This is a genomic window from Nostoc sp. DedSLP03 (genome assembly GCF_034530815.1).
In the GTDB taxonomy this organism is placed as follows: domain Bacteria; phylum Cyanobacteriota; class Cyanobacteriia; order Cyanobacteriales; family Nostocaceae; genus Nostoc.
Genome location: NZ_JAVRCK010000018.1, coordinates 46,544 through 65,194, shown reverse-complemented (window position 1 = coordinate 65,194; position 18,651 = coordinate 46,544). Strand labels below are relative to the sequence as shown.

At 42.2% G+C, this 18,651-nt stretch carries 16 protein-coding genes and 1 pseudogene; 6 read left to right on the top strand and 11 right to left on the bottom strand.

Features of this window, described 5'->3' with window-relative positions:
• Positions 1-80: 80 nt before the first annotated feature.
• On the bottom strand, positions 81-902 hold the full coding sequence (locus RM368_RS11315; protein ID WP_322694159.1) for a sulfurtransferase: 822 nt from the start codon (positions 900-902) through the stop codon (positions 81-83).
• A 394-nt stretch (positions 903-1,296) separates the two neighbouring features.
• Positions 1,297-1,572 (bottom strand): hypothetical protein, encoded by a 276-nt coding sequence (locus RM368_RS11310; protein ID WP_322694158.1) that lies wholly within the window; start codon positions 1,570-1,572, stop codon positions 1,297-1,299.
• A 340-nt stretch (positions 1,573-1,912) separates the two neighbouring features.
• On the opposite strand from RM368_RS11310, the gene RM368_RS11305 reads away from it, so the two are divergent.
• From RM368_RS11305 to RM368_RS11290, 4 genes are all read left to right on the top strand, one after another.
• The gene (locus tag RM368_RS11305) at positions 1,913-2,836 is read left to right on the top strand and encodes a tRNA (5-methylaminomethyl-2-thiouridine)(34)-methyltransferase MnmD (RefSeq protein WP_322694157.1); all 924 of its coding nucleotides are present in this window, start codon (positions 1,913-1,915) and stop codon (positions 2,834-2,836) included.
• A 511-nt stretch (positions 2,837-3,347) separates the two neighbouring features.
• Positions 3,348-4,592 carry a two-component system response regulator gene (locus RM368_RS11300; RefSeq protein WP_322694156.1) on the top strand — a complete coding sequence of 415 codons (1,245 nt, stop codon included), beginning with the start codon at positions 3,348-3,350 and terminating at the stop codon, positions 4,590-4,592.
• A 204-nt stretch (positions 4,593-4,796) separates the two neighbouring features.
• On the top strand, positions 4,797-6,176 hold the full coding sequence (glmU, locus tag RM368_RS11295; RefSeq protein ID WP_322694155.1) for a bifunctional UDP-N-acetylglucosamine diphosphorylase/glucosamine-1-phosphate N-acetyltransferase GlmU: 1,380 nt from the start codon (positions 4,797-4,799) through the stop codon (positions 6,174-6,176).
• Positions 6,177-6,291: 115 nt separating this feature from the next.
• A complete protein-coding gene (locus tag RM368_RS11290) occupies positions 6,292-6,714 on the top strand; it encodes a DUF29 family protein (protein ID WP_322694154.1) in 423 nt (140 codons plus the stop codon).
• Here RM368_RS11290 and RM368_RS11285 read toward each other — a convergent pair.
• Both RM368_RS11285 and RM368_RS11280 read right to left on the bottom strand, forming a co-directional pair.
• A complete protein-coding gene (locus RM368_RS11285) occupies positions 6,705-7,658 on the bottom strand; it encodes an isoaspartyl peptidase/L-asparaginase (RefSeq protein ID WP_322694153.1) in 954 nt (317 codons plus the stop codon). The two genes, RM368_RS11290 and RM368_RS11285, sit on opposite strands and share 10 nt — an antisense overlap.
• Complete coding sequence (locus RM368_RS11280) at positions 7,658-7,852, bottom strand: DUF2256 domain-containing protein (protein ID WP_289799005.1); 195 nt, start codon at positions 7,850-7,852, stop codon at positions 7,658-7,660. Before RM368_RS11280 ends, RM368_RS11285 begins: the two co-directional genes overlap by 1 nt.
• 1,022 nt (positions 7,853-8,874) lie before the next feature.
• Between RM368_RS11280 and RM368_RS11275 the strand changes: the two genes are divergently transcribed.
• Positions 8,875-9,081: a hypothetical protein gene (locus RM368_RS11275; RefSeq protein ID WP_322683974.1), complete on the top strand. Its 207-nt coding sequence runs from the start codon at positions 8,875-8,877 to the stop codon at positions 9,079-9,081.
• A 107-nt stretch (positions 9,082-9,188) separates the two neighbouring features.
• Positions 9,189-9,443, top strand: coding sequence for a hypothetical protein (locus RM368_RS11270; RefSeq protein WP_322694152.1), 255 nt, complete (start codon positions 9,189-9,191; stop codon positions 9,441-9,443).
• Between the two features lie 954 nt (positions 9,444-10,397).
• Here RM368_RS11270 and secA read toward each other — a convergent pair.
• The 7 genes and pseudogenes from secA to RM368_RS11235 form a co-directional block, all read right to left on the bottom strand.
• Complete coding sequence (secA, locus tag RM368_RS11265) at positions 10,398-13,190, bottom strand: preprotein translocase subunit SecA (RefSeq protein WP_322694151.1); 2,793 nt, start codon at positions 13,188-13,190, stop codon at positions 10,398-10,400.
• Between the two features lie 317 nt (positions 13,191-13,507).
• Positions 13,508-14,095: a cytochrome C gene (locus RM368_RS11260; RefSeq protein ID WP_322694150.1), complete on the bottom strand. Its 588-nt coding sequence runs from the start codon at positions 14,093-14,095 to the stop codon at positions 13,508-13,510.
• Between the two features lie 184 nt (positions 14,096-14,279).
• Positions 14,280-14,645 (bottom strand): annotated as a pseudogene (locus RM368_RS11255) (type II toxin-antitoxin system RelE/ParE family toxin).
• On the bottom strand, positions 14,635-14,892 hold the full coding sequence (locus RM368_RS11250; protein ID WP_322683978.1) for a hypothetical protein: 258 nt from the start codon (positions 14,890-14,892) through the stop codon (positions 14,635-14,637). Before RM368_RS11250 ends, RM368_RS11255 begins: the two are co-directional and overlap by 11 nt.
• 186 nt (positions 14,893-15,078) lie before the next feature.
• Positions 15,079-15,987 (bottom strand): MoxR family ATPase, encoded by a 909-nt coding sequence (locus tag RM368_RS11245; protein ID WP_322694149.1) that lies wholly within the window; start codon positions 15,985-15,987, stop codon positions 15,079-15,081.
• Positions 15,988-16,236: 249 nt separating this feature from the next.
• Positions 16,237-17,313, bottom strand: a complete 1,077-nt coding sequence (locus RM368_RS11240; RefSeq protein WP_322694148.1) for a bifunctional riboflavin kinase/FAD synthetase — start codon at positions 17,311-17,313, stop codon at positions 16,237-16,239.
• 339 nt (positions 17,314-17,652) lie between these two features.
• Positions 17,653-18,549, bottom strand: coding sequence for an MBL fold metallo-hydrolase (locus RM368_RS11235; RefSeq protein ID WP_322694147.1), 897 nt, complete (start codon positions 18,547-18,549; stop codon positions 17,653-17,655).
• Positions 18,550-18,651 lie beyond the last annotated feature (102 nt).

The following is an 18,651-nucleotide window of genomic DNA, read 5'->3' as shown; positions in this document are numbered from 1 at the left end:
TTGTCCTTTGTCATTTGTCATTTGTCCTTTGTTATTTATCCTTTATTAAAAACTAATGACCAATGACCAATGACTAATGACTATAAATAAGAAATCCAATCACTCCAGCTACCAGCATAAAGTTTACCCTTGCTAATACCAGCTAATTCTAAAGAAAGTAAATTCACACAAGCAGTAACGCCAGAACCGCAATATACCAATATTTCTTCGGCTGTTTTTAGCTTTTCCCACCGACGGCGTTGTTCTTCTGGAGGGATTAGGTAGCCGGAAGAGTCTGTAACTTCTTGCCAGGGATAGTTGACTGCACCGGGAATATGTCCAGCAATTCGATCGATTGGCTCTCGTTTGCCTCGGTAGCGATCGCTCTCTCTTGAATCGACCAATACTACCTCATGGCTATCTTTCCGGCTTTTCACCGTTGTAATATCTACCACCTTTTCTGTTTGTACTTGAGGGACAAACGTACCCATTCGAGGGGAAGGAATAACATCTGTAACAGAATATCCAGCTTTTTGCCATCCAGCCAAGCCGCCATCCAGTACTGCTACTTGCTCATGTCCTAGATAGCGCAACAGCCACCAGAGACGAGATGCAAAGGCAAAGCGCGAATCATCATAAGCTACAACTAAACTTTTTTGGTAATTTACCCCAATCGCTGCCAATTTGTTAGCTATATCATTAGGGTTAGGTAAAGGATGTCTTCCGCCATGCTTACCCACTGGACTGGAAAGATCCTGATTCAAATCTAAGTAATATGACCCCTCTATGTGACTTGTTTGATACTGTTGTTGTCCTAGTTGTGGATCGGCTAAAGAAAAGCGACAATCCACTATAACGACTTGCGGATCTTCTAGATGTTCAAACAGCCAAGCTGGCGAAACAACAAATTGGGAATTGGGCATTGGGAATTGGGCATTATCTTAAAGGACTTACGCAACTGGCACAAATACGATTTATTACGTTTGTGCTTGGTTGATGGTGGCAGTGTCATCGGTTGCAATCGCGCTAATCAGGTTTTTGTACTGTAGGATAACGTTACCAATGATGACTTTATTATCTTTTATACCGAAGTTTAGCGATCGGTTATAGGTTGGGTTAAGGAACGAATACTAAGTTGCCAAACAGCTTGCTCTTTCTTTAGTTAACGAAATGTAGATATTTTTCTTTTGTATAGGGGATGGCAAAGACGAGTATAATTGCTCTTAATTAGCCGCCATCGCCGCAAAAAATCACCATCTGTAATGTTGGGTTTTGCTTTGTTCGACCCAAACTACAGAATCGATTCAATTAATTCTACTAAGGTGCATCTATTTCACTTCTGTGCTTAATATTATCAAAGCTGTATCCTAATTCCTCAATAAACTTTTCTAATTCATCTATATAAGAAAAGTAATAGTTATCTTTTTGCCTAATGTCCTCTCCTGTTTCATATTCTCCGCTTTCATGAACATCTCGCCGTAGTTCTTTGATAAGTACATGATATGGTGTTTTCTGTCTTTTTTCGGCTTCTCTGATTTTGATTAAATAGAGGTATTCTTCTAAGTAATCTTCTCTCTTCGGTGTAAATGTCAACTTCTGGAGTTTATTAATTAAAATTCAGCCTAAGTATTCATCATTATCTGTTTCTTTTTTATACCCCCATTGTTCTCCATCATTTAATTTTTTATCCAGTTCTATTTTATTCATATACCCTTTATTGAATTAATCTTTCATCAAATATTGTTTTCTTCTCGTACTCTAGTTTTATGGATTCGATAGTTGATTCATTTGGTCTCTTAATTATCCCAAATTTCCCCATTATTCGGTCAAGGCTCAAAGGTCAAAAAACTCTGGACTCTTGACTTTTTACTCTGGACAATCTATATCAAAAAAATATGACACTTACGTAAGTCCTAATTTAGTTTTTTGTTAAATGTCAGACATAGAGAATTTTACACCTAAATTAACAGCAGATGGCTCCTTCACCTTTGTCTCTCAAGAGTTTGGTGAATCCTTTCACAGCCATTATGGAGCTACACAGGAAAGTTTTTGCAAGTTTGTGGAACCTACTCAACTGGCTACAGCAGCCCAAAAACCGATCTTGCGACTATTGGATGTTTGTTATGGTCTAGGATATAACACAGCTGCTGCTTTGCAAACAATTTGGGCAGTGAATCCTAGTTGTTGTGTTGAAGTAATTGGTTTAGAACTGAATCCAGCAGTGCCACAAGCGGCGATCGCTCATCAGTTGTTCGACAATTGGAACTGTAACTATGTTGAAATTTTGAAAAAGCTAGCTTTTGAGCATCAAGTGCAAACACCTTGCCTGAAAGCGAAGCTACTGATTGGTGATGCTAGAACTACGATCGCGCTAGTACGTCAGTCGGGTTTCTGGGCAGATGCAATTTTCCTCGATCCCTTTTCACCGCCACAGTGTCCTCAATTATGGACTGTTGAATTTATTAAACAACTCTCATTGTGTTTACATCCAGATGGTTTATTAGCCACCTATTCTTGTGCTGCTGCTGTACGCACAGCACTTTTGTCTGCTGGTTTGGTTATATCTTCTACCCCACCTGTAGGAAGGCGATCGCCTGGTACCGTGGCAACACATTCTCAAAATGCTGAGTCTAAAGACGACTCTCTACTCACTACCCTTTCAGAAGTTGAAAAAGAACACTTGCTAACTCGTGCTGCTATTCCCTATCGCGATCCTCAATTGAGCGATCCAACTGAAGTCATAGTCAGGCGGCGACAACAGGAGCAAGAAACCTCTTGCTTAGAACCTGCCTCTCATTGGCGAAAAAGGTGGTTGTTGGGAACACAAGATAGGGATTTTATGGGAACTAGTTTGTAGTTTGATTACAATATCATACAATATGCTACGTCTATGGACTGCAAGCCTAATTCAACGAGTTTTTACGAGTCAAATAGCTTATCAATATGTTAGTATTCAATATCACATAGTCTATAACAGTAATGGAATATTGCTATAACTAAGTAAGTAAAAACATTTATATCAAATGATTACAATGATTACTATAAAAACTTGAAAGTCCAAATCCGATATTTAGATATAAAGAAGCCAAATATAACGCTTTCTGACGCCAAAAAACGAAAAAACCTCCGTAAAAAACCTGATTTAACATTTGCGAGAATTTATCATACTGAAATTAGAAGCAAAAAATTTGACAAAAAGATACACTTTGTTCGTAACATAAAAGATACATGCTGCGAAAAATTCCATCGCCAGCTTGACATCATGCATAATCCATATCGAAATTCTGACTCAGATACAGTCAAATCTTAAATTTGTTTTTAAAATCTGACACTGTTAACTAACTTGTGCAAAAACTTGGAGTGTCTTTGTGATTCAATGGAAATCCAACCATACAGGCTTTACAGAAAAAATTGTTAATGGATCAAACCCTATTAGCACAGTGAAGAGTATCGGTTCAAATCATGCCGTGGAATCGCAAAATGCGGAAGGTTATTCTTTAGGCTTATCTCAAGGAGACCTGATGCTTGAAGATAGGCAAGCAATGTTTTCTTGGATAGAATCCGATGTTAATTGTGATGATGATTCATTGGTCTCTAGAACACTACAAGCCAAAGGTTCTAAAGTGAATGGGTTTGATTTAGATCCGCCGAAGGTTTTAGTAGTTGACGATCATGCCGCCAGCCGGATGACTGCTGTTGCCCTCTTGGGGATGGAAGGATATGAAGTGATTGAGGCGGACAGTGGGTCTATTGTTGTGGGATTGGTAACTCAAAAACAACCAGATTTGATTTTGCTGGATGTGATGATGCCAGGAATGGATGGATTTGAAGTGTGCCAATTGCTTAAACAGGATGAGCAGACTAGGCTAATCCCAGTAATTTTTATTACAGCGTTAAATGACAGGCGATCGCGCATTCGGGGAATTGAAGTTGGGGCAGATGATTTTCTCACCAAACCCTTTGATCGGGTGGAACTCGCAGCGCGTGTAAAGTCCTTGGTGCGGCAGAAGCGTATGAACGAAGATTTAGATCATGCCGAACAAGTACTGTTTTCCATTGCCATGTCTATCGAAAGTCGCGATCCCAATACAGGCAACCATTGCGAACGTCTAGTAAAACTGGGACAAGTTTTTGGTGAATACCTCAACCTCACACGCTATCAAATTCGAGATTTGATGTGGGGTGGTTATCTCCACGATATTGGTAAGGTAGGCATTCCCGATGCTGTGCTACTAAAAAAAGGCAAACTCACTCCCGAAGATTGGCAAATTATGCAGCAGCACGTTTTGATTGGAGAAAAAATCTGCCAACCACTACGCAGTATGCGCGGTGTAATTCCGATTATTCGTCATCACCACGAACGTTGGGATGGTTCAGGCTACCCCGATCGACTCAAGGGCGATGATATTCCTTATCTAGCGCAAGTATTTCAGTTAATTGATATTTATGATGCCCTAACTAGCGAACGACCTTACAAAAGAGCTTTTACTTCAACAGAAGCCCTTTTAGTGATGCAAGAAGAAGCTGATTCTGGTTGGCGTAACCCCAAACTAATGCAGCAGTTTGCAGAGTTTATTTGCTCTTGTCAGGAAAATGGGAAGAGTGGGCAGTAGGAAGTAATGATTTGTAGCTGCTGTGATGAACGCTAACTTGCATTATTATAATCTCTGCTTTTTATGAGTAGAAGTTATACCGACTCCTGAATTCTGACTTTTTTGATATTTTCAGTCTTCTATGATTAGCTGGTATGATTTGAGCCGAGATTTTAAAGTACTAACAGCACTAATCACAATTTCACTGATAGCTGATAGCTAATTATGGTAGTTGTAGCAATTTTAGCGGCGGGACGCGGCACACGGATGAAATCACGCTTACCCAAGGTTTTACATTCTTTAGGTGGGCGATCGCTAGTAGAGAGAGTTCTCGAAAGTGTAGAACCACTTTCGCCCTCACGGCGAATCGTGATTGTGGGATATCAATCCGAGGAAGTGCAAGCCGCCATGCACTCGATTCCCAGTTTGGAGTTTGTCGAACAGACTGTGCAATTAGGGACAGGTCATGCTATCCAGCAATTACTTCCTCACTTGGAAGACTACACAGGAGATTTACTGGTACTTAACGGCGATTTACCGTTAATACGCAGCGAAACTCTTAAGCAGATGTTACAAACTCACGTCCAAAATCAAAACTCTGCCACTATTCTCACCTCGCATCTACCCGACCCCACAGGCTACGGGCGCGTTTTTTGTAACGATGAAAATATTGTGCAGAAAATGGTCGAACACAAGGATTGTACGGCTGCTCAACGAGAAAATCAGCGGATTAACGCTGGAGTTTACTGCTTTCGCTGGCCAGATTTAGCAAAGGTGCTTCCCCACCTAGAGGCAAACAATGCCCAAAAAGAATACTATCTTACCGATGCCGTGACTCAGGTAGGACAAGTAATGGCAGTGGATGTGGAAGATTACCAAGAAATTCTTGGCATCAACGATCGCTTGCAACTGGCAGCAGCATCCGAAATTTTGCAACAACGAGTCAAGGAAAAATGGATGCTGGCGGGTGTTACTCTCATCGACCCCACCAGCATCACCATTGATGAAACAGTGGAATTGCAACCGGATGTAATTATTGAACCCCAAACTCACCTGCGGGGAAATACGGTAATTCAAACAGGAAGTCACATCGGGCCGGGGAGTTTAATTGAAAATAGTCAATTAAGTGAAAATGTTACAGTGCAATATTCAGTAGTCATAAATAGCACTGTGCAAGCCGGAAGCCGAATTGGCCCTTATACTCATTTGCGCGGTCAGGTACAGGTGGGTGCTGGTTGCCGTGTAGGGAATTTTGTGGAATTAAAAAATACGCAATTAGGCGATCGCACCAATGCAGCCCATTTGTCATATATAGGTGATACTGTTGTCGGCAATCAGGTGAATATTGGTGCTGGTACAATTACTGCCAACTATGACGGCGTAAAGAAACATCGCACCAAAATAGGCAATCGGACAAAAACTGGCGCCAATAGCGTTTTAGTGGCTCCGCTCACTTTGGGAGATGATGTCTACATTGCAGCTGGTTCTACTGTGACAGAAGATGTGCCTGATGATTCTCTGGTAATTGCCCGTAGTCGTCAGGTGGTAAAACCAGCTTGGCGAAGGAAAAATGTTGAAAATGAAACCACAGATCGACATAAATAATTCATCGGTGTTAATCGCGCTCGATCTGTGGTTTTAGACTAGAAACCACGATTTTTGCTAGATGTCTAATCTAGCTAGATTAGTAGTATAGCCAAAATCTCAATATATAACATGCATGGAAGAACTGCTAGAACTTAGGCAATTTCTAGAACAAGGCAAAATCCATGAGGCGCTGCTGTTGGTGGATGAGTTAGAAGAAATGAGCCTCGGTGACAAAATCAATAAAATTGATAGTTATGGTGTGATTCTGCTCATCCATTTAATTAAACAAAAGGCCGAAAAACGTTCTACTCGCTCTTGGGATGTTTCGATAGAAAATACAGTGCGGGAAATCAACAAAATAAACAAGCGCCGCAAATCGGGTGATTTTTACTTGAATCAAGCAGAATTAATCGATATTCTGGAACAAGGATATCAAGTGGCACTGAAAAGAGCGGCGCTAGAAACTTTTGAGGGGCGTTATGAATCCCAAGAATTGGCCGCAATGGTTGACCAGCAAGAAATTTTAGCCAAAGCCCTGAAACTGATTCAACAATAGCCGATCAGTTCGTTGCCAGTCCATTCCAAAGTATCACCAACTTTTTCGCCGTCATGGTAGGCGGCAAGTAAGATTTCGCTAGTTTTTCCCCAAGCGATCGCTCCACTAGCATCTAAGGCGATCGCTCCCAAATCGCGTTTGTTCTCGTGAGCTTCCCCAAAGGAACGCTGCATCGCTTCCTTCAGTGACATCCCATCAGTAACACGCACTACAATCCGTGCGGCTAAACACTCATCAATGATATCTTCACCAATGCCAGTACAGCTAACACCAGCATTACTAGTAGCATAATTACCTGCTGGCATCGCTGAATCACTTACCCTACCAATCCGCTCAAATCCTTTACCACCAGTAGAAGTGCCAGCAGCTAACTTACCAGATGCATCTAAAGCTACTACACCGATGGTACCGCGTCCGGTATTGCTGGTTTCTAGCAGTTCGGGTTCTGCTACTACGCCTGCCATTGCGCTTTTAAAATTATCCTGGCGCTCTTGTATCCACTCTTGTAACCGCAAATCAGTTAAAGCGTTATAGCTGGGAATTTGCATTTCTCGCGCCAACTCAGCCGAACCGAAATCTGATAGCACTCGGTCTGGGGAGCTTTGTAAAAATTGCGCTAAATCAATCGGATTTTTTACCCGCGAGATATTAATCACACCACTAAACCGCCCTGATGCACCATCCATCAGGGAAGCACTCATACGGATTTGTCCATCGGATTGCAATACTGAACCAGTACCAGCATTAAAACGGGGGTTGTCTTCGAGCATTAGGCAACCCTGCACCACTGCCTCAGAGGCAGTTGCTCCTGACAATAGCAGAGAATAAACTTCTTCTATTACTGTATGGAGCGATCGGCGCACCGCCTCTAATCCGCCTTTACCGTGGAGAGAACTACCAGCTCCACCATGAATAATTAATTTAGGTTGCACCTGTAACTCCATTAATCTCTTGCGCTATTTGCGTCTGTATCGCGGTTGGTTTCATTTTGAGCTTCAGAACGGCGACGACGACAACGTTCTGAGCAGTATTTCACATCGTCCCAACAATCTTGCCACTTTTTACGCCATGTGAAAGGACGTTGACATACCGGACAGATTTTTGTAGGTAGGTCAGATTTAGAACGAACACGTCCCATATAAATACTGTGTAAATGAGAATTTCATTTCTGAGGGAGATGGAAGATAATTATAACCAGTTTGCTATGAAGGCAGGATAAATTCGACGAACAAATATATTGTCAATCTATCCTTAGATTGATTTGCAATATCTATTTTAAAAAGAGAGAGGCTTTAAATCTTACTATCCTTCTCTTTTAGAGACTTGTAAAAAATAAATTATCCCCAACTATTTCTAGATTTGTAGAGGTGCAAGGACTTACATTGGTGTCAACTTAAGGTTAAAGCTTTTAGCGGTTTATCTCATTGCCTGTTGGAGCAGGGGAATGTTTAATGGGAGGCAGTATTTCTAGTTTCTGACTGGAAACGAGATATTAAAGGAGTTTTAGCTTAAGTTTACTGATACCAAAAAAGGACATGAAAGACCCCTGACGACGTTAGGGCAAGGAAGGCTGTTTCATGTCATAAAAGGTGCTGATTTACAAGCGTTTCAAGCAAAAAATCAGGTGAATAAAAAATCTGATTGCACAAGAAAATAGTGATGCCTTCTCCTGTCGGAGACGCTTTGCGTAGCTTGCTTCCCCGTAGGGGTACGGCAAGGCTTTTCTACGAGAGGCTACGCCAATGCTAACGCACTGAAATTAACTCTTTGAGATAGTAATTTTTCGATTACTAACTTCCCCGCGTTTACTGTCTATGTTGTTGACAATATCCTTAATAGATCGAATGAAATAGGCTTGGAGGTTAGAGGGATTAAAAGTGCTTAAACTCATATCGAAACACTTTTAAAACAACCTCTAAATACTAGACGTTGTAAATAACTTGATAGTACATAGCAAGGTACTTTTCAAACAATTTTTAAATACTATATAGTGTCAGTAACTTGATACTAGAATGTTTTTTCCTTTATAAAAGAAAATTTACGTAAAACTACTATTCATCGAATTCTAATAGTGCTATTCTTTGTATGCCACTAAAAAACAAGTTGTAGTGGTACGACCACAAACAAGTTGACCTTACTAATTCTTAGGAAAGTAAAATCATGATTATCAACGATCTTTCTCATGTAGAAACCGTTCTTGAAAATGAGAATGTTCAAGGTGGAATAGCTTTTGCAGATGCTAATTCCAAAGCATTCGCTTTTGGTAAAAACATCGCTATCACCAGCATTGCTACTAGCACCGTTGCTGTCTCCAAGAAATACAGCCTATCTGCTAGTGTCGGTTCATCTAGTTCTTCTGCCGGCTAAATATGCCTTAGTCCTACAGTGTACTACAGTGCATTTTAGATAGAAAAATTGCTGAAAGTTCTCAAAAACTTTCAGCAATACATTCGTTTTTCAAAGAGAGCTTTTTTATGGAACGATTAAGAATTTCCGATCTCAGTTTTTGCGAAGATGAAGCTTCCGATCTTAGTCAAGTACAAGGGGGAGTTGCATCTACTTACGCACGTGGTTATGCTATTGCTAAAAGTAGCAGTTATAAAGTAGACAAAAACAAGGGCACTATTACAGCTAATTTTGATGGTGCTCTTGCTGGCGCTCTTGCTGGCGCTATTACTGATGGTGATAAAGCTATTGCATCTGTCAATACATCTGCAACAGTTTCCTAAAGCTTGCATAACCACATTGTAGGTAACTTTTATGGGCAATGTCCATAAAAGCTTCTTATAAATATTTCTATACCTCTATCTTATACCACATAGTAGTATAAGACAGTAGGTAAAACTGACACTTCAACGTCGCTCACTGACCATGCTTGTTTTTGAGTTCAAAGCTTCTGAAAAGTCAGCCCAGATAACAGCAGTAGATAATGCAATTCTGACTGTAAAAATTCATTAAAAATAGCTGTATTTGGCTATAGATGAATGTTAACAATACAGTTAAAAAAGATTTGCATAAATTATTGAATTGATTGTGCTGTATTTGCAGGTAACTTTCCTTTTACTAATGAACTTAACTCAATGGTAAGACTTACCAGTTGAAAACAAGCATGGTCTTTCGTCTATCTCTTGCTTTAAAACTGTAAAAAGGGTACTCTGGGTTTAAAACCATTAATTTTTATAGCTATTTATTTGTATTTATTTAATGCTTATCTGTCAGGGTGCAAAATCACAAAATCATTTGCATACCTAATGACTTAGGGTTCCCATAAATCAATTTTGTACCGATTTGAGTGGAATACGTAGGTAGGCGAGAAACTCGAAGAAATAAAGTAAGAATTCAGTCCTTCTGAATTCAGGAGCCAGAATACTTAAAGAATTAAGAAAAAATTTGATAAGTAAATGTACTGTTTATGCTGAATTCCTTCTAAATTCTGACTTATGACTCCTGGGTGCTGAATTCTTACGAAATAAAACCTCGTTCTGCCAGAACTTGATCGATTCGATTTGTGATAGTAAGGGTAACTATTACTTGCCCCATTTGCTTACCCTGAAGACTTGGTAGTATCAGCTTACCCGTTTCAGCAAACTCCTGAAAACAAAATATTTTTGAGAGATGCCTTAAAACACAAAGACGCAAAAGCACTCCCTGCGCCTTTGCGTCTCTGGGTAATATATTCCCTACTACACCATCTCAGACGAAGCCTGCACTACCGGTTGCGGCTGTGGCTGGAACATGAACAACGAGTAAACAACGTCTCGGCGGATGTTAACCATCATATCCAAGAACAATTCATACCCCTCGCTCTTATACTCAATGAGCGGGTCTTTTTGCCCATAACCACGTAATCCCACTGATTCGCGCAAGGCATCCATTTGTTGCAGGTGTTCCCGCCACAGAGTATCAATGCGTTGCAAGATAAAGAAACGTTCCGCTTGGCGCATCAGTCCGGGTTGAACTTGGTCAATCTGCGCTTCTTTGAGGTCGTAAGCAATTCGTACCTGTTCGTGGAGGAAGGCTTTAATCTCGCTGACTGTAATATCTTCTAATTGACTAGCTTGTAAATCCGCTAGCAGATAGACGAATTCTTTGACTTTCTCAACCAACTTTTCTAACTCCCACTCTTCCGAGGGCAAGTCTATGTTGATATAAAAGTCAACGATGTCATCCATCGTTTTTTCAGCGTATTTAATCACCTGTTCTTTCAAATCTTGACCTTCTAGCACTCGGCGGCGTTCGGCATAAATAGCACGACGTTGATTATTCATCACCTCGTCATACTCAAATACCTGCTTCCGAATGTCGTAGTAGTAAGTTTCAACTTTTTTCTGTGCGCCTTCCAAACTCCGGGTAAGCATTCCAGATTCGATGGGCATATCTTCTTCCACTTGGAAGGCATTCATTAACCCAGCGACGCGATCGCCACCAAAAATCCGCAGTAGGTTATCCTCTAAACTAAGGAAGAATCTCGTGGTTCCAGGGTCGCCTTGTCTTCCTGCACGTCCGCGCAACTGATTGTCAATCCGGCGCGATTCGTGGCGTTCTGTACCAATGACGTGCAAACCGCCGATACCCACTACCTCTTCATGTTCGCGGGTAGTAAATTGTTCGTATTCCTGTTTGACGCGGTTATAAGCTTCCCGCAATTTCTGAATTACAGGGTCATCAATGGGGGCTTTTTCTGCGGCTACAGCTACCTTGTCTTCAGCTTCCAATTCTGGTAAACTGCGTTCCCCGTACTCACGCACCGCAATTTCTACTGCATCTTTGAGTAGTTTTTCTGTTTCTTTTGTCAATTGAGTCGGGAAAATTTCTGGCGAAGCCCGCCAAGTTTTGACTTTTTTACCAGGGACAAAGCCTTGACCACCACCATGTCCTGTAGGCAATCCAGCTGCTCTTTGCACGCCAAAGGCGTCTTCATCTTCTGGCATGACGATTCGGGGCATGAAGTATTCCCGCAGCTTCAGACGTGCCATGTATTCCGAGTTACCACCCAAAATGATGTCTGTACCTCTACCAGCCATGTTAGTAGCAATGGTAACAGCACCTTTTCGTCCAGCTTGGGCGACAATTTCCGCCTCACGCTCGACGTTTTCCGGTCGGGCGTTGAGTAATTCGTGAGGAATCTTCAAATCCTTCAATAGGCGGCTGAGAAGTTCGGATTTTTCTACACTAGTGGTTCCTACTAATACAGGTCTGCCGAGTTGGTGCATTTCGGCACATTCTCCGGCGATCGCTCCCCACTTACCTGCTTCTGTCTTAAACACCATATCAGACAAATCTTCGCGTCTGCGATCGCGGTTGGTGGGAATTACCGCAACTTCAAGTTTGTAAATTTTTTCAAATTCTGGTTCTTCGGTTTTTGCCGTTCCGGTCATTCCACCGAGTTTTGGATACAGCAAAAACATATTTTGGTAAGTAATTGTCGCTAGAGTTTGAGTTTCTGGCTGAATCTCTACGCGTTCTTTAGCTTCAATGGCCTGGTGTAATCCATCACTCCAACGCCGTCCGGCTAGCACTCGACCAGTAAATTCATCCACAATTACTACTTCACCATTGCGGACGATGTAATTTACATCTTTGAGGAAAAGTTCCTTGGCTTTAATTGCATTGAAAATGAAGTGCGCCCAAGGATCTTCTGGGTCAAATAAATCTGTGACTCCTAAAAGATTTTCCGATTCGGCAAACCCTTCATCTGTCAATAGCACGTTGCGAGCTTTTTCATCCACATCGTAATGCTCGTCTTTTTTGAGTGTGAATGCTATTTCAGCGGCTTGCAGATATTTTTCTGTAGGTCTTTCCACTTGCCCAGAAATAATCAGTGGTGTCCGCGCCTCATCAACTAAAATCGAGTCCACCTCGTCAATTACGCAATAATTAAACGGGCGTTGTACTACATCTGCCATTGATGTCGCCATGTTATCCCGCAGATAGTCGAAGCCGACCTCGCTGTTAGTAACATAAGTGATATCGCAGTCGTAGTTTTTCTGGCGTTCACTAGGAGTCATGCTTGACTGAATTAGCCCCACACTCAGCCCCAAGAAGCGATGCACCTGCCCCATCCATTCAGCGTCCCGACGAGCTAGGTAATCGTTTACGGTGATGACGTGTACACCTTTACCAGTAAGGGCGTTTAAGTAACTTGGCAAGGTGGCGACTAGTGTTTTACCTTCACCAGTTTTCATCTCGGCAATTTGCCCCACGTGCAAAATAATACCACCAAGGAGTTGGACATCAAAATGCCGCAAGCCTAATACTCGCCGTGCTGCTTCCCGAACAACGGCGTAAGCTTCTGGCAATATGTCATCTAGGGTTTCGCCTTTAGCGAGCCGTTGTTTAAATTCGACGGTTTTACCTTTTAACTGATCGTCGGAAAGAACCTTAATTTCTTCCTCTAAAAGGTTAATTTCAGTAACAGAAGGTTGGTATTTTTTAAGCTTACGAGCGTTGGGGTCGCCCAACAAAAGTTTTAGCATGGCAGGTTATAGAACTGAATCAAGGGGGATGGGAATTAAAGGGTCGGCATTGATTATAAACATTTAACCCAGCCCAAACGTCTTAGTCGTGGATGGGTGTGAAATGAGAATTACCTCAAAAGCAGGATAAAAACTAGCCAATCATTTAATAAACTGATTGGTTTGAACTCTTATCTTATATTTACTCTTTCTTCATAGTATCATTTTGCCCCCAGATGGGGCCAGAGAGGGTGTGAGGGAGAAGAGGACAAGGAGCAGGGAGCAGGGAGAAAAGGGGAGAATTTTTTCCCTCTGCCCCTTGCTCCCTTGCCTTCTTTTCACTTCCACTCTGCTGTCAGGCGGCGGAAATTGTAATCATTAGCACTGGGGTGACAGCTGACACAGCTGCCAATCTGGACGGGACGTGATAACTCAACTCCTGGATGCAAAGCTTTGAAATAACGCGAGTTGTTGAGGCGATATGGTGTTTCTTCGTCGTCTAGCTGCACGCGGGAGAAAGTCGAAAGATATTTCCACACCAAAATGCGTTGTGGATCGACTAAAGGCTGGAGTTGTGCACCGTAGTGCTGCGAGTCTTGCAGGATATTTTTCCAAGTTTGGGTAGGTAAAACGGCTGGCGGTATGGCAATGTGACATCTGGAGCAGTTTTCTAAATAAAGTTCTTGCCCCAATTGGTATTGTGCAGGTACTACATCAACAGTGCCAATTTCCGCGGGAGGAGTCGCACTTTGGGCGTTAGTTGCCAAAGCTAGAAGCCAGCCCATAGCTAAACTCCACGTTATAATTACCAGAAGTAAACCGAAAAATTGGCGTTTGAACTCACGTTCGGCGCTTGGTTGTAGCGCTTGGCGTTGGCGTAGCCCGCCGTAGGCATCGCGGATTTTGCGCTTAACAAAAATTGACATTCCTCACATTCCCAAATATTTAAAAGTGGCGCTTGTGCTAATCATAAGACTTACGCAGTATTGACAGTGTTTCAAATTTTGTGTAAGTAGTTTTGTCAGCAACACATCTTTTATATTGACAACAGTAATATAAATATCTATTCAGCACACCACTGACTATGCAAGGAAAAGTATTCTAGTAGTTTTAACCTGACTCACTATAAAAATCAGCCACAATATCTCGGATTTCATTTGCACCAATATCTTCTCGGACAGATTTGGAATAAATCGTTAGTAGCAAAATACTTGTAGGTGACTTAACTTGATAAATCAATCGGTATCCAGCACTCTTACCTTTTTGGATACTACTGTTACGAACTCTCACCTTATAAACAACATACTCCTCACCAATGCCCGCAATTCTATCTCATACAATATTTCCTTATTGTAATTGCTCAATAATTGGTTGAACATCAGAGCGAATATTGCGAAATTTTTTTGAAAGGTCACGCAAGTTTTGTTTATATTCAGGAGTTAAATCGATGAATACCGATAGCTGTTCATTCGGCATCAATTCCCTCCCACATTTGAGATAATGGCAAGCGTTGCCCTGTTTTGGCTTGCTGCAAGGCTCTCCTCAAACTAGCTTTAATCTCCTCAACGGGCGTATCATCAGGGTCAAGCTCTTCTGCTTCTGCTTGTTCTGGAACCAACACAATCACCCGAACCTGATGAGGATAAGTGTTTCCCTGAATCGGCTCATCTAAAATTAGGTTTCCTTGAGAATCAATTTTGCCAGTAACTTCGATCGCTTTCATCTGTTATCCACCTCTTTTGTAAGAGATTTTAACACGCTCAAATTCCGGCAGGTTCAAGAAACTTAAGTTCAGTCAAGTATGACTATTATGAGGTATTTACTACAATGAAAAATATTTTTCTCAGCAAGAAATGCAGTTACCGCTACCTTGGATAGCTGTTTTTTAGATCGTCGAAGTCACTTTGCATTAAGGAATAGAAACCGATCGCAATAATCGCTCAACAACAGTTTTTGAATTGCGCCCTCCTCTAGGAATAAGTCGATGGCACAGAACATAAGGGACAAGAAATTTCACATCATCGGGAATGGCATAATCACGCCCTAATAGAAAAGCTAAGGCTTGAGCAGCCCGTTGTAATGCTAATGTGCCACGGGGACTGACACCAAGGGCGATTTCCTCGTCTTGACGTGTTGCCCGTACCAATTCGAGAATGTATTGTTGCAAGGAAGTTGCTACTTTTACTTGAGAGCAGAGATAACGCAATTCCTGCACTTCTGCCAAGGTAATACAAGGCTGCAAATTAGCAACTTTGACACCATTTTGGAGATTTTGTAGCATCAGGAGTTCTTCTGCCTCAGAAGGATAGCCCAAACTCAGCGACAACATAAACCGATCCATTTGCGCTTCTGGCAGAGGAAAAGTACCTTGATACTCGATAGGGTTTTGAGTAGCAATTACAAAGAAGGGCTGAGGAACTGCACGAGAGACACCATCAACTGTTACCTGATGTTCCTCCATAACTTCCAGTAAAGCTGACTGAGTGCGGGGTGTGGCGCGGTTAATTTCATCAGCCAATAGCACATTAGTAAAGACTGGCCCAGGCAAAAAAGTAAATTCGCCGCTTTTTGGGTTCCAGATATTGGTGCCGGTAATATCAGTTGGCAATAAATCGGGAGTGCATTGTAGTCGTTGAAACTTGCCATCCAGCGAGCGAGCTAAGGATTTAGCAAGCAAGGTTTTACCAACACCAGGAACATCTTCTAAGAGAGCATGACCACCACCTAGCAATGCTACTAGCACTAAGCGTATTGCCTCAGCTTTGCCAACGATGGTAAGAGCCAGATTTTTTGTTAAAGCGTCAATTTTTTCTCTCATGCGTTGTGGTGAATGGGGAGTGGGGAGTGTGTAATGGGGAGTTGGGAGTTAGGAGTTAGGAGTTAGGAGTTATAAGAATTCTTCCCTAATGCCCAATGCCCAATTTTCCTAAATACATTGTTCCCACTCGGAACTCCTAACTCTGCCAATTTTAGATTTTGAATTTTGAATTTTGGATTGAAATAAAAATCTAAAATCTAAAATCCAAAATTGAATGACTCCAAACTCCTAACTCTTAACTCCTAACTTTTAACTTTCCGCTCCAGCACTCAAAACTTCTCTAGCAACAACGCAGTCAAGTTGAATTTGTGTTTTCAGGGCTTCGAGAGAAGGAAATTTTTGTTCGGGGCGCAAAAATTTAACTAGTTGCACAACCAGTTTTTTGCCATACAAATCACCAGACCAATCGAATAAATGTACTTCCGCAGATGAATAAGTACCGTTTACAGTTGGACGATTACCGATATTCATGACGCCCAAGTTTTCACTAGAAACAGTATCAGATGTTTCACCAAGAGTGAAAACACGGACAGCGTAGACTCCTTGGCGGGGCAAAAACTTTTCTTTTGGTAGTTGAAGGTTAGCGGTGGGAAAGCCAATTGTTCTGCCCAATTGTTGACCTTGAACAACATCACCAAGGAGGGTGTAAGGGCGTCCTAATAACAGATTTGCGTTTTTGATGTCTCCCTGCTCAAGGTTTTGGCGGATCAATGAAGTGCTAATACGGGCATCTTGAGTCGGAGTAGTACTGACGCAACTGGTTTGGGTGGACGAATCACCTGTATAAGTTTGTAAGGGAACGATGGTAACGGGAATATTGTGCTTGGCGGCGAGTAATTGCAAATCTTGAGCAGTACCACTGCGCTTTTCGCCAAAACAAAAATCCTGCCCGATGCTAATTCGTTGGCATCGCAGTTGTTGCACGAGAATTTTTTCGACAAATTCTTCGGGGGTCAACGCAGACAATTCTTTGTCAAAGGGTAGTAATACCAGTTGTTCTACCCCAAGCGATCGCAATTGTTGGACTTTTTCATCCAGTGGCGTTAACAATGTCCGGGGTTGCCCTGTAAAGAACTCTTGTGGATGGGGGTCAAAGGTGACAACAGTTGAATAGGTATATTCTTGATTTGTCAGTTGATTTCCCTTTGAGTGCGGACTACTAGCTCCTGACAAGTGACCACCAGTGTGCAAGACTGGTTGAATTACCCTTTGATGACCAAGATGAACGCCATCAAACTTGCCAAGGGCAACAGCAGTCGGCGTTAGTAGCCCAACGCTAGAAAAAGCAACCCGCACAGAACACCCATTTTTAGACAAATTTAGCACGTGGATTCTGAGATTTTAGGTTTATTTTAGCTCTCAGCAGGAAGCTACCCTATGGTAAACCGCCTTCAGGAGGACAGCTTTTGTAGTACCAATTTGTCATTTGTCATTTGTCCTTTGTCATTTGTCCTTTGTCTTTTGTCATTTGTAAATAACCTACGACCAATGACCAATGACCAATGACCAATGACCAGTGTCCTCCTGTTGTCGCCCTAATCCTGTGGTCGGCGTGACAATTCTGGGCAGCGCTGTCTCACCATACAGCCAACAGGGACGCTCTGGCGCTGAAAGCCTCTGATCACCAATCTAATCTAAAATCTCCAATTCCTCCGATCGCAATCTTTAGGTAGAAAACTTGCTAACAGGAAAAGATTCTGATAAGACAACTGAGGTCGGAACCTGAAGTACCAATCCTTCCCGTGCCATAATCGCACCAGGAAATTTTTCAGCGGCTTGTTTGCCTACATTATCCAAAAAGTCGTCATCGTGTGCCGGGTCGTGGTGGTAAATCACCAGAGTTTTGACGTTAGCGGCTTGTGCCACTTTTACAGCTTCTTGCCAAGTAGAATGCCCCCAGCCAATTTTCGGGGATTTTGGCGAGTGGTATTCCTCGTCTGTGTAGGTAGAATCGTAAACCAGAATGTCAGCATTACGAGCTAACCACAACACATTGTCATCGAGTCGATCGGGAAAATGTTCGGTATCAGTGATGTAAGTAGCTGCACCACCACGCCAGTTGACGCGGTATCCTACAGCTTCACCTGGATGATTTAAAGGTGCTGTTTCTACGGTAAGGTCATCAATGTGGATTGGTTGCCCCGGTCGAATGTCGTAGAAATTTAAATTGGCTTGCATAATCTGCAAGGGTACGGGAAAGTTCGGGTGCAACATTTGATCGTTGAGGCGCTGTTCTATGGTAGAACCATCAGGTGCGATCGCGCCGTAAATATGAAAGTCATTCCCCTTTACAAACCCTGGCGTAAAGAAGGGAAAACCTTGCATATGATCCCAGTGAGAGTGGGTAAAAAATATGTGAGCTTCTAGCGGCATTTGGCGCAACAGAGATTGCCCCAAAACATGTAGTCCCGTGCCAGCATCGAAAACTAAGCGTTTATCGCCCGTTTGCATTGATATGCAAGGGGTATTACCGCCGTAACGAACAGTGTGTGGCCCTGGGCTGGGGATGCTGCCGCGAACGCCCCAAAATTGTACGGTAAATTGATTCTCTATCCTCGACATGGGTGTTGCTTACTGGACTGAGCGGGCGATAAATGAAAGAATTGTTACTTATTTTGTCTAAGTTTATGCTGTGTCACTAATTTTGCTAGAGGGAAGATTTCT

Bases quoted from the DNA above. Each gene is read 5' to 3' on its own strand.
- RM368_RS11280 (WP_289799005.1), bottom strand. From the start codon at position 7,852: ATGGGACGTGTTCGTTCTAAATCTGACCTACCTACAAAAATCTGTCCG.
- RM368_RS11250 (WP_322683978.1), bottom strand. From the start codon at position 14,892: ATGAAAGCGATCGAAGTTACTGGCAAAATTGATTCTCAAGGAAACCTA.
- RM368_RS11235 (WP_322694147.1), bottom strand. From the start codon at position 18,549: ATGTCGAGGATAGAGAATCAATTTACCGTACAATTTTGGGGCGTTCGC.
- RM368_RS11275 (WP_322683974.1), top strand. From the start codon at position 8,875: ATGATTATCAACGATCTTTCTCATGTAGAAACCGTTCTTGAAAATGAG.
- RM368_RS11290 (WP_322694154.1), top strand. From the start codon at position 6,292: ATGGAAGAACTGCTAGAACTTAGGCAATTTCTAGAACAAGGCAAAATC.
- RM368_RS11245 (WP_322694149.1), bottom strand. From the start codon at position 15,987: ATGAGAGAAAAAATTGACGCTTTAACAAAAAATCTGGCTCTTACCATC.
- glmU (WP_322694155.1), top strand. From the start codon at position 4,797: ATGGTAGTTGTAGCAATTTTAGCGGCGGGACGCGGCACACGGATGAAA.
- secA (WP_322694151.1), bottom strand. From the start codon at position 13,190: ATGCTAAAACTTTTGTTGGGCGACCCCAACGCTCGTAAGCTTAAAAAA.
- RM368_RS11305 (WP_322694157.1), top strand. From the start codon at position 1,913: ATGTCAGACATAGAGAATTTTACACCTAAATTAACAGCAGATGGCTCC.
- RM368_RS11285 (WP_322694153.1), bottom strand. From the start codon at position 7,658: ATGGAGTTACAGGTGCAACCTAAATTAATTATTCATGGTGGAGCTGGT.
- RM368_RS11315 (WP_322694159.1), bottom strand. From the start codon at position 902: ATGCCCAATTCCCAATTTGTTGTTTCGCCAGCTTGGCTGTTTGAACAT.
- RM368_RS11260 (WP_322694150.1), bottom strand. From the start codon at position 14,095: ATGTCAATTTTTGTTAAGCGCAAAATCCGCGATGCCTACGGCGGGCTA.
- RM368_RS11270 (WP_322694152.1), top strand. From the start codon at position 9,189: ATGGAACGATTAAGAATTTCCGATCTCAGTTTTTGCGAAGATGAAGCT.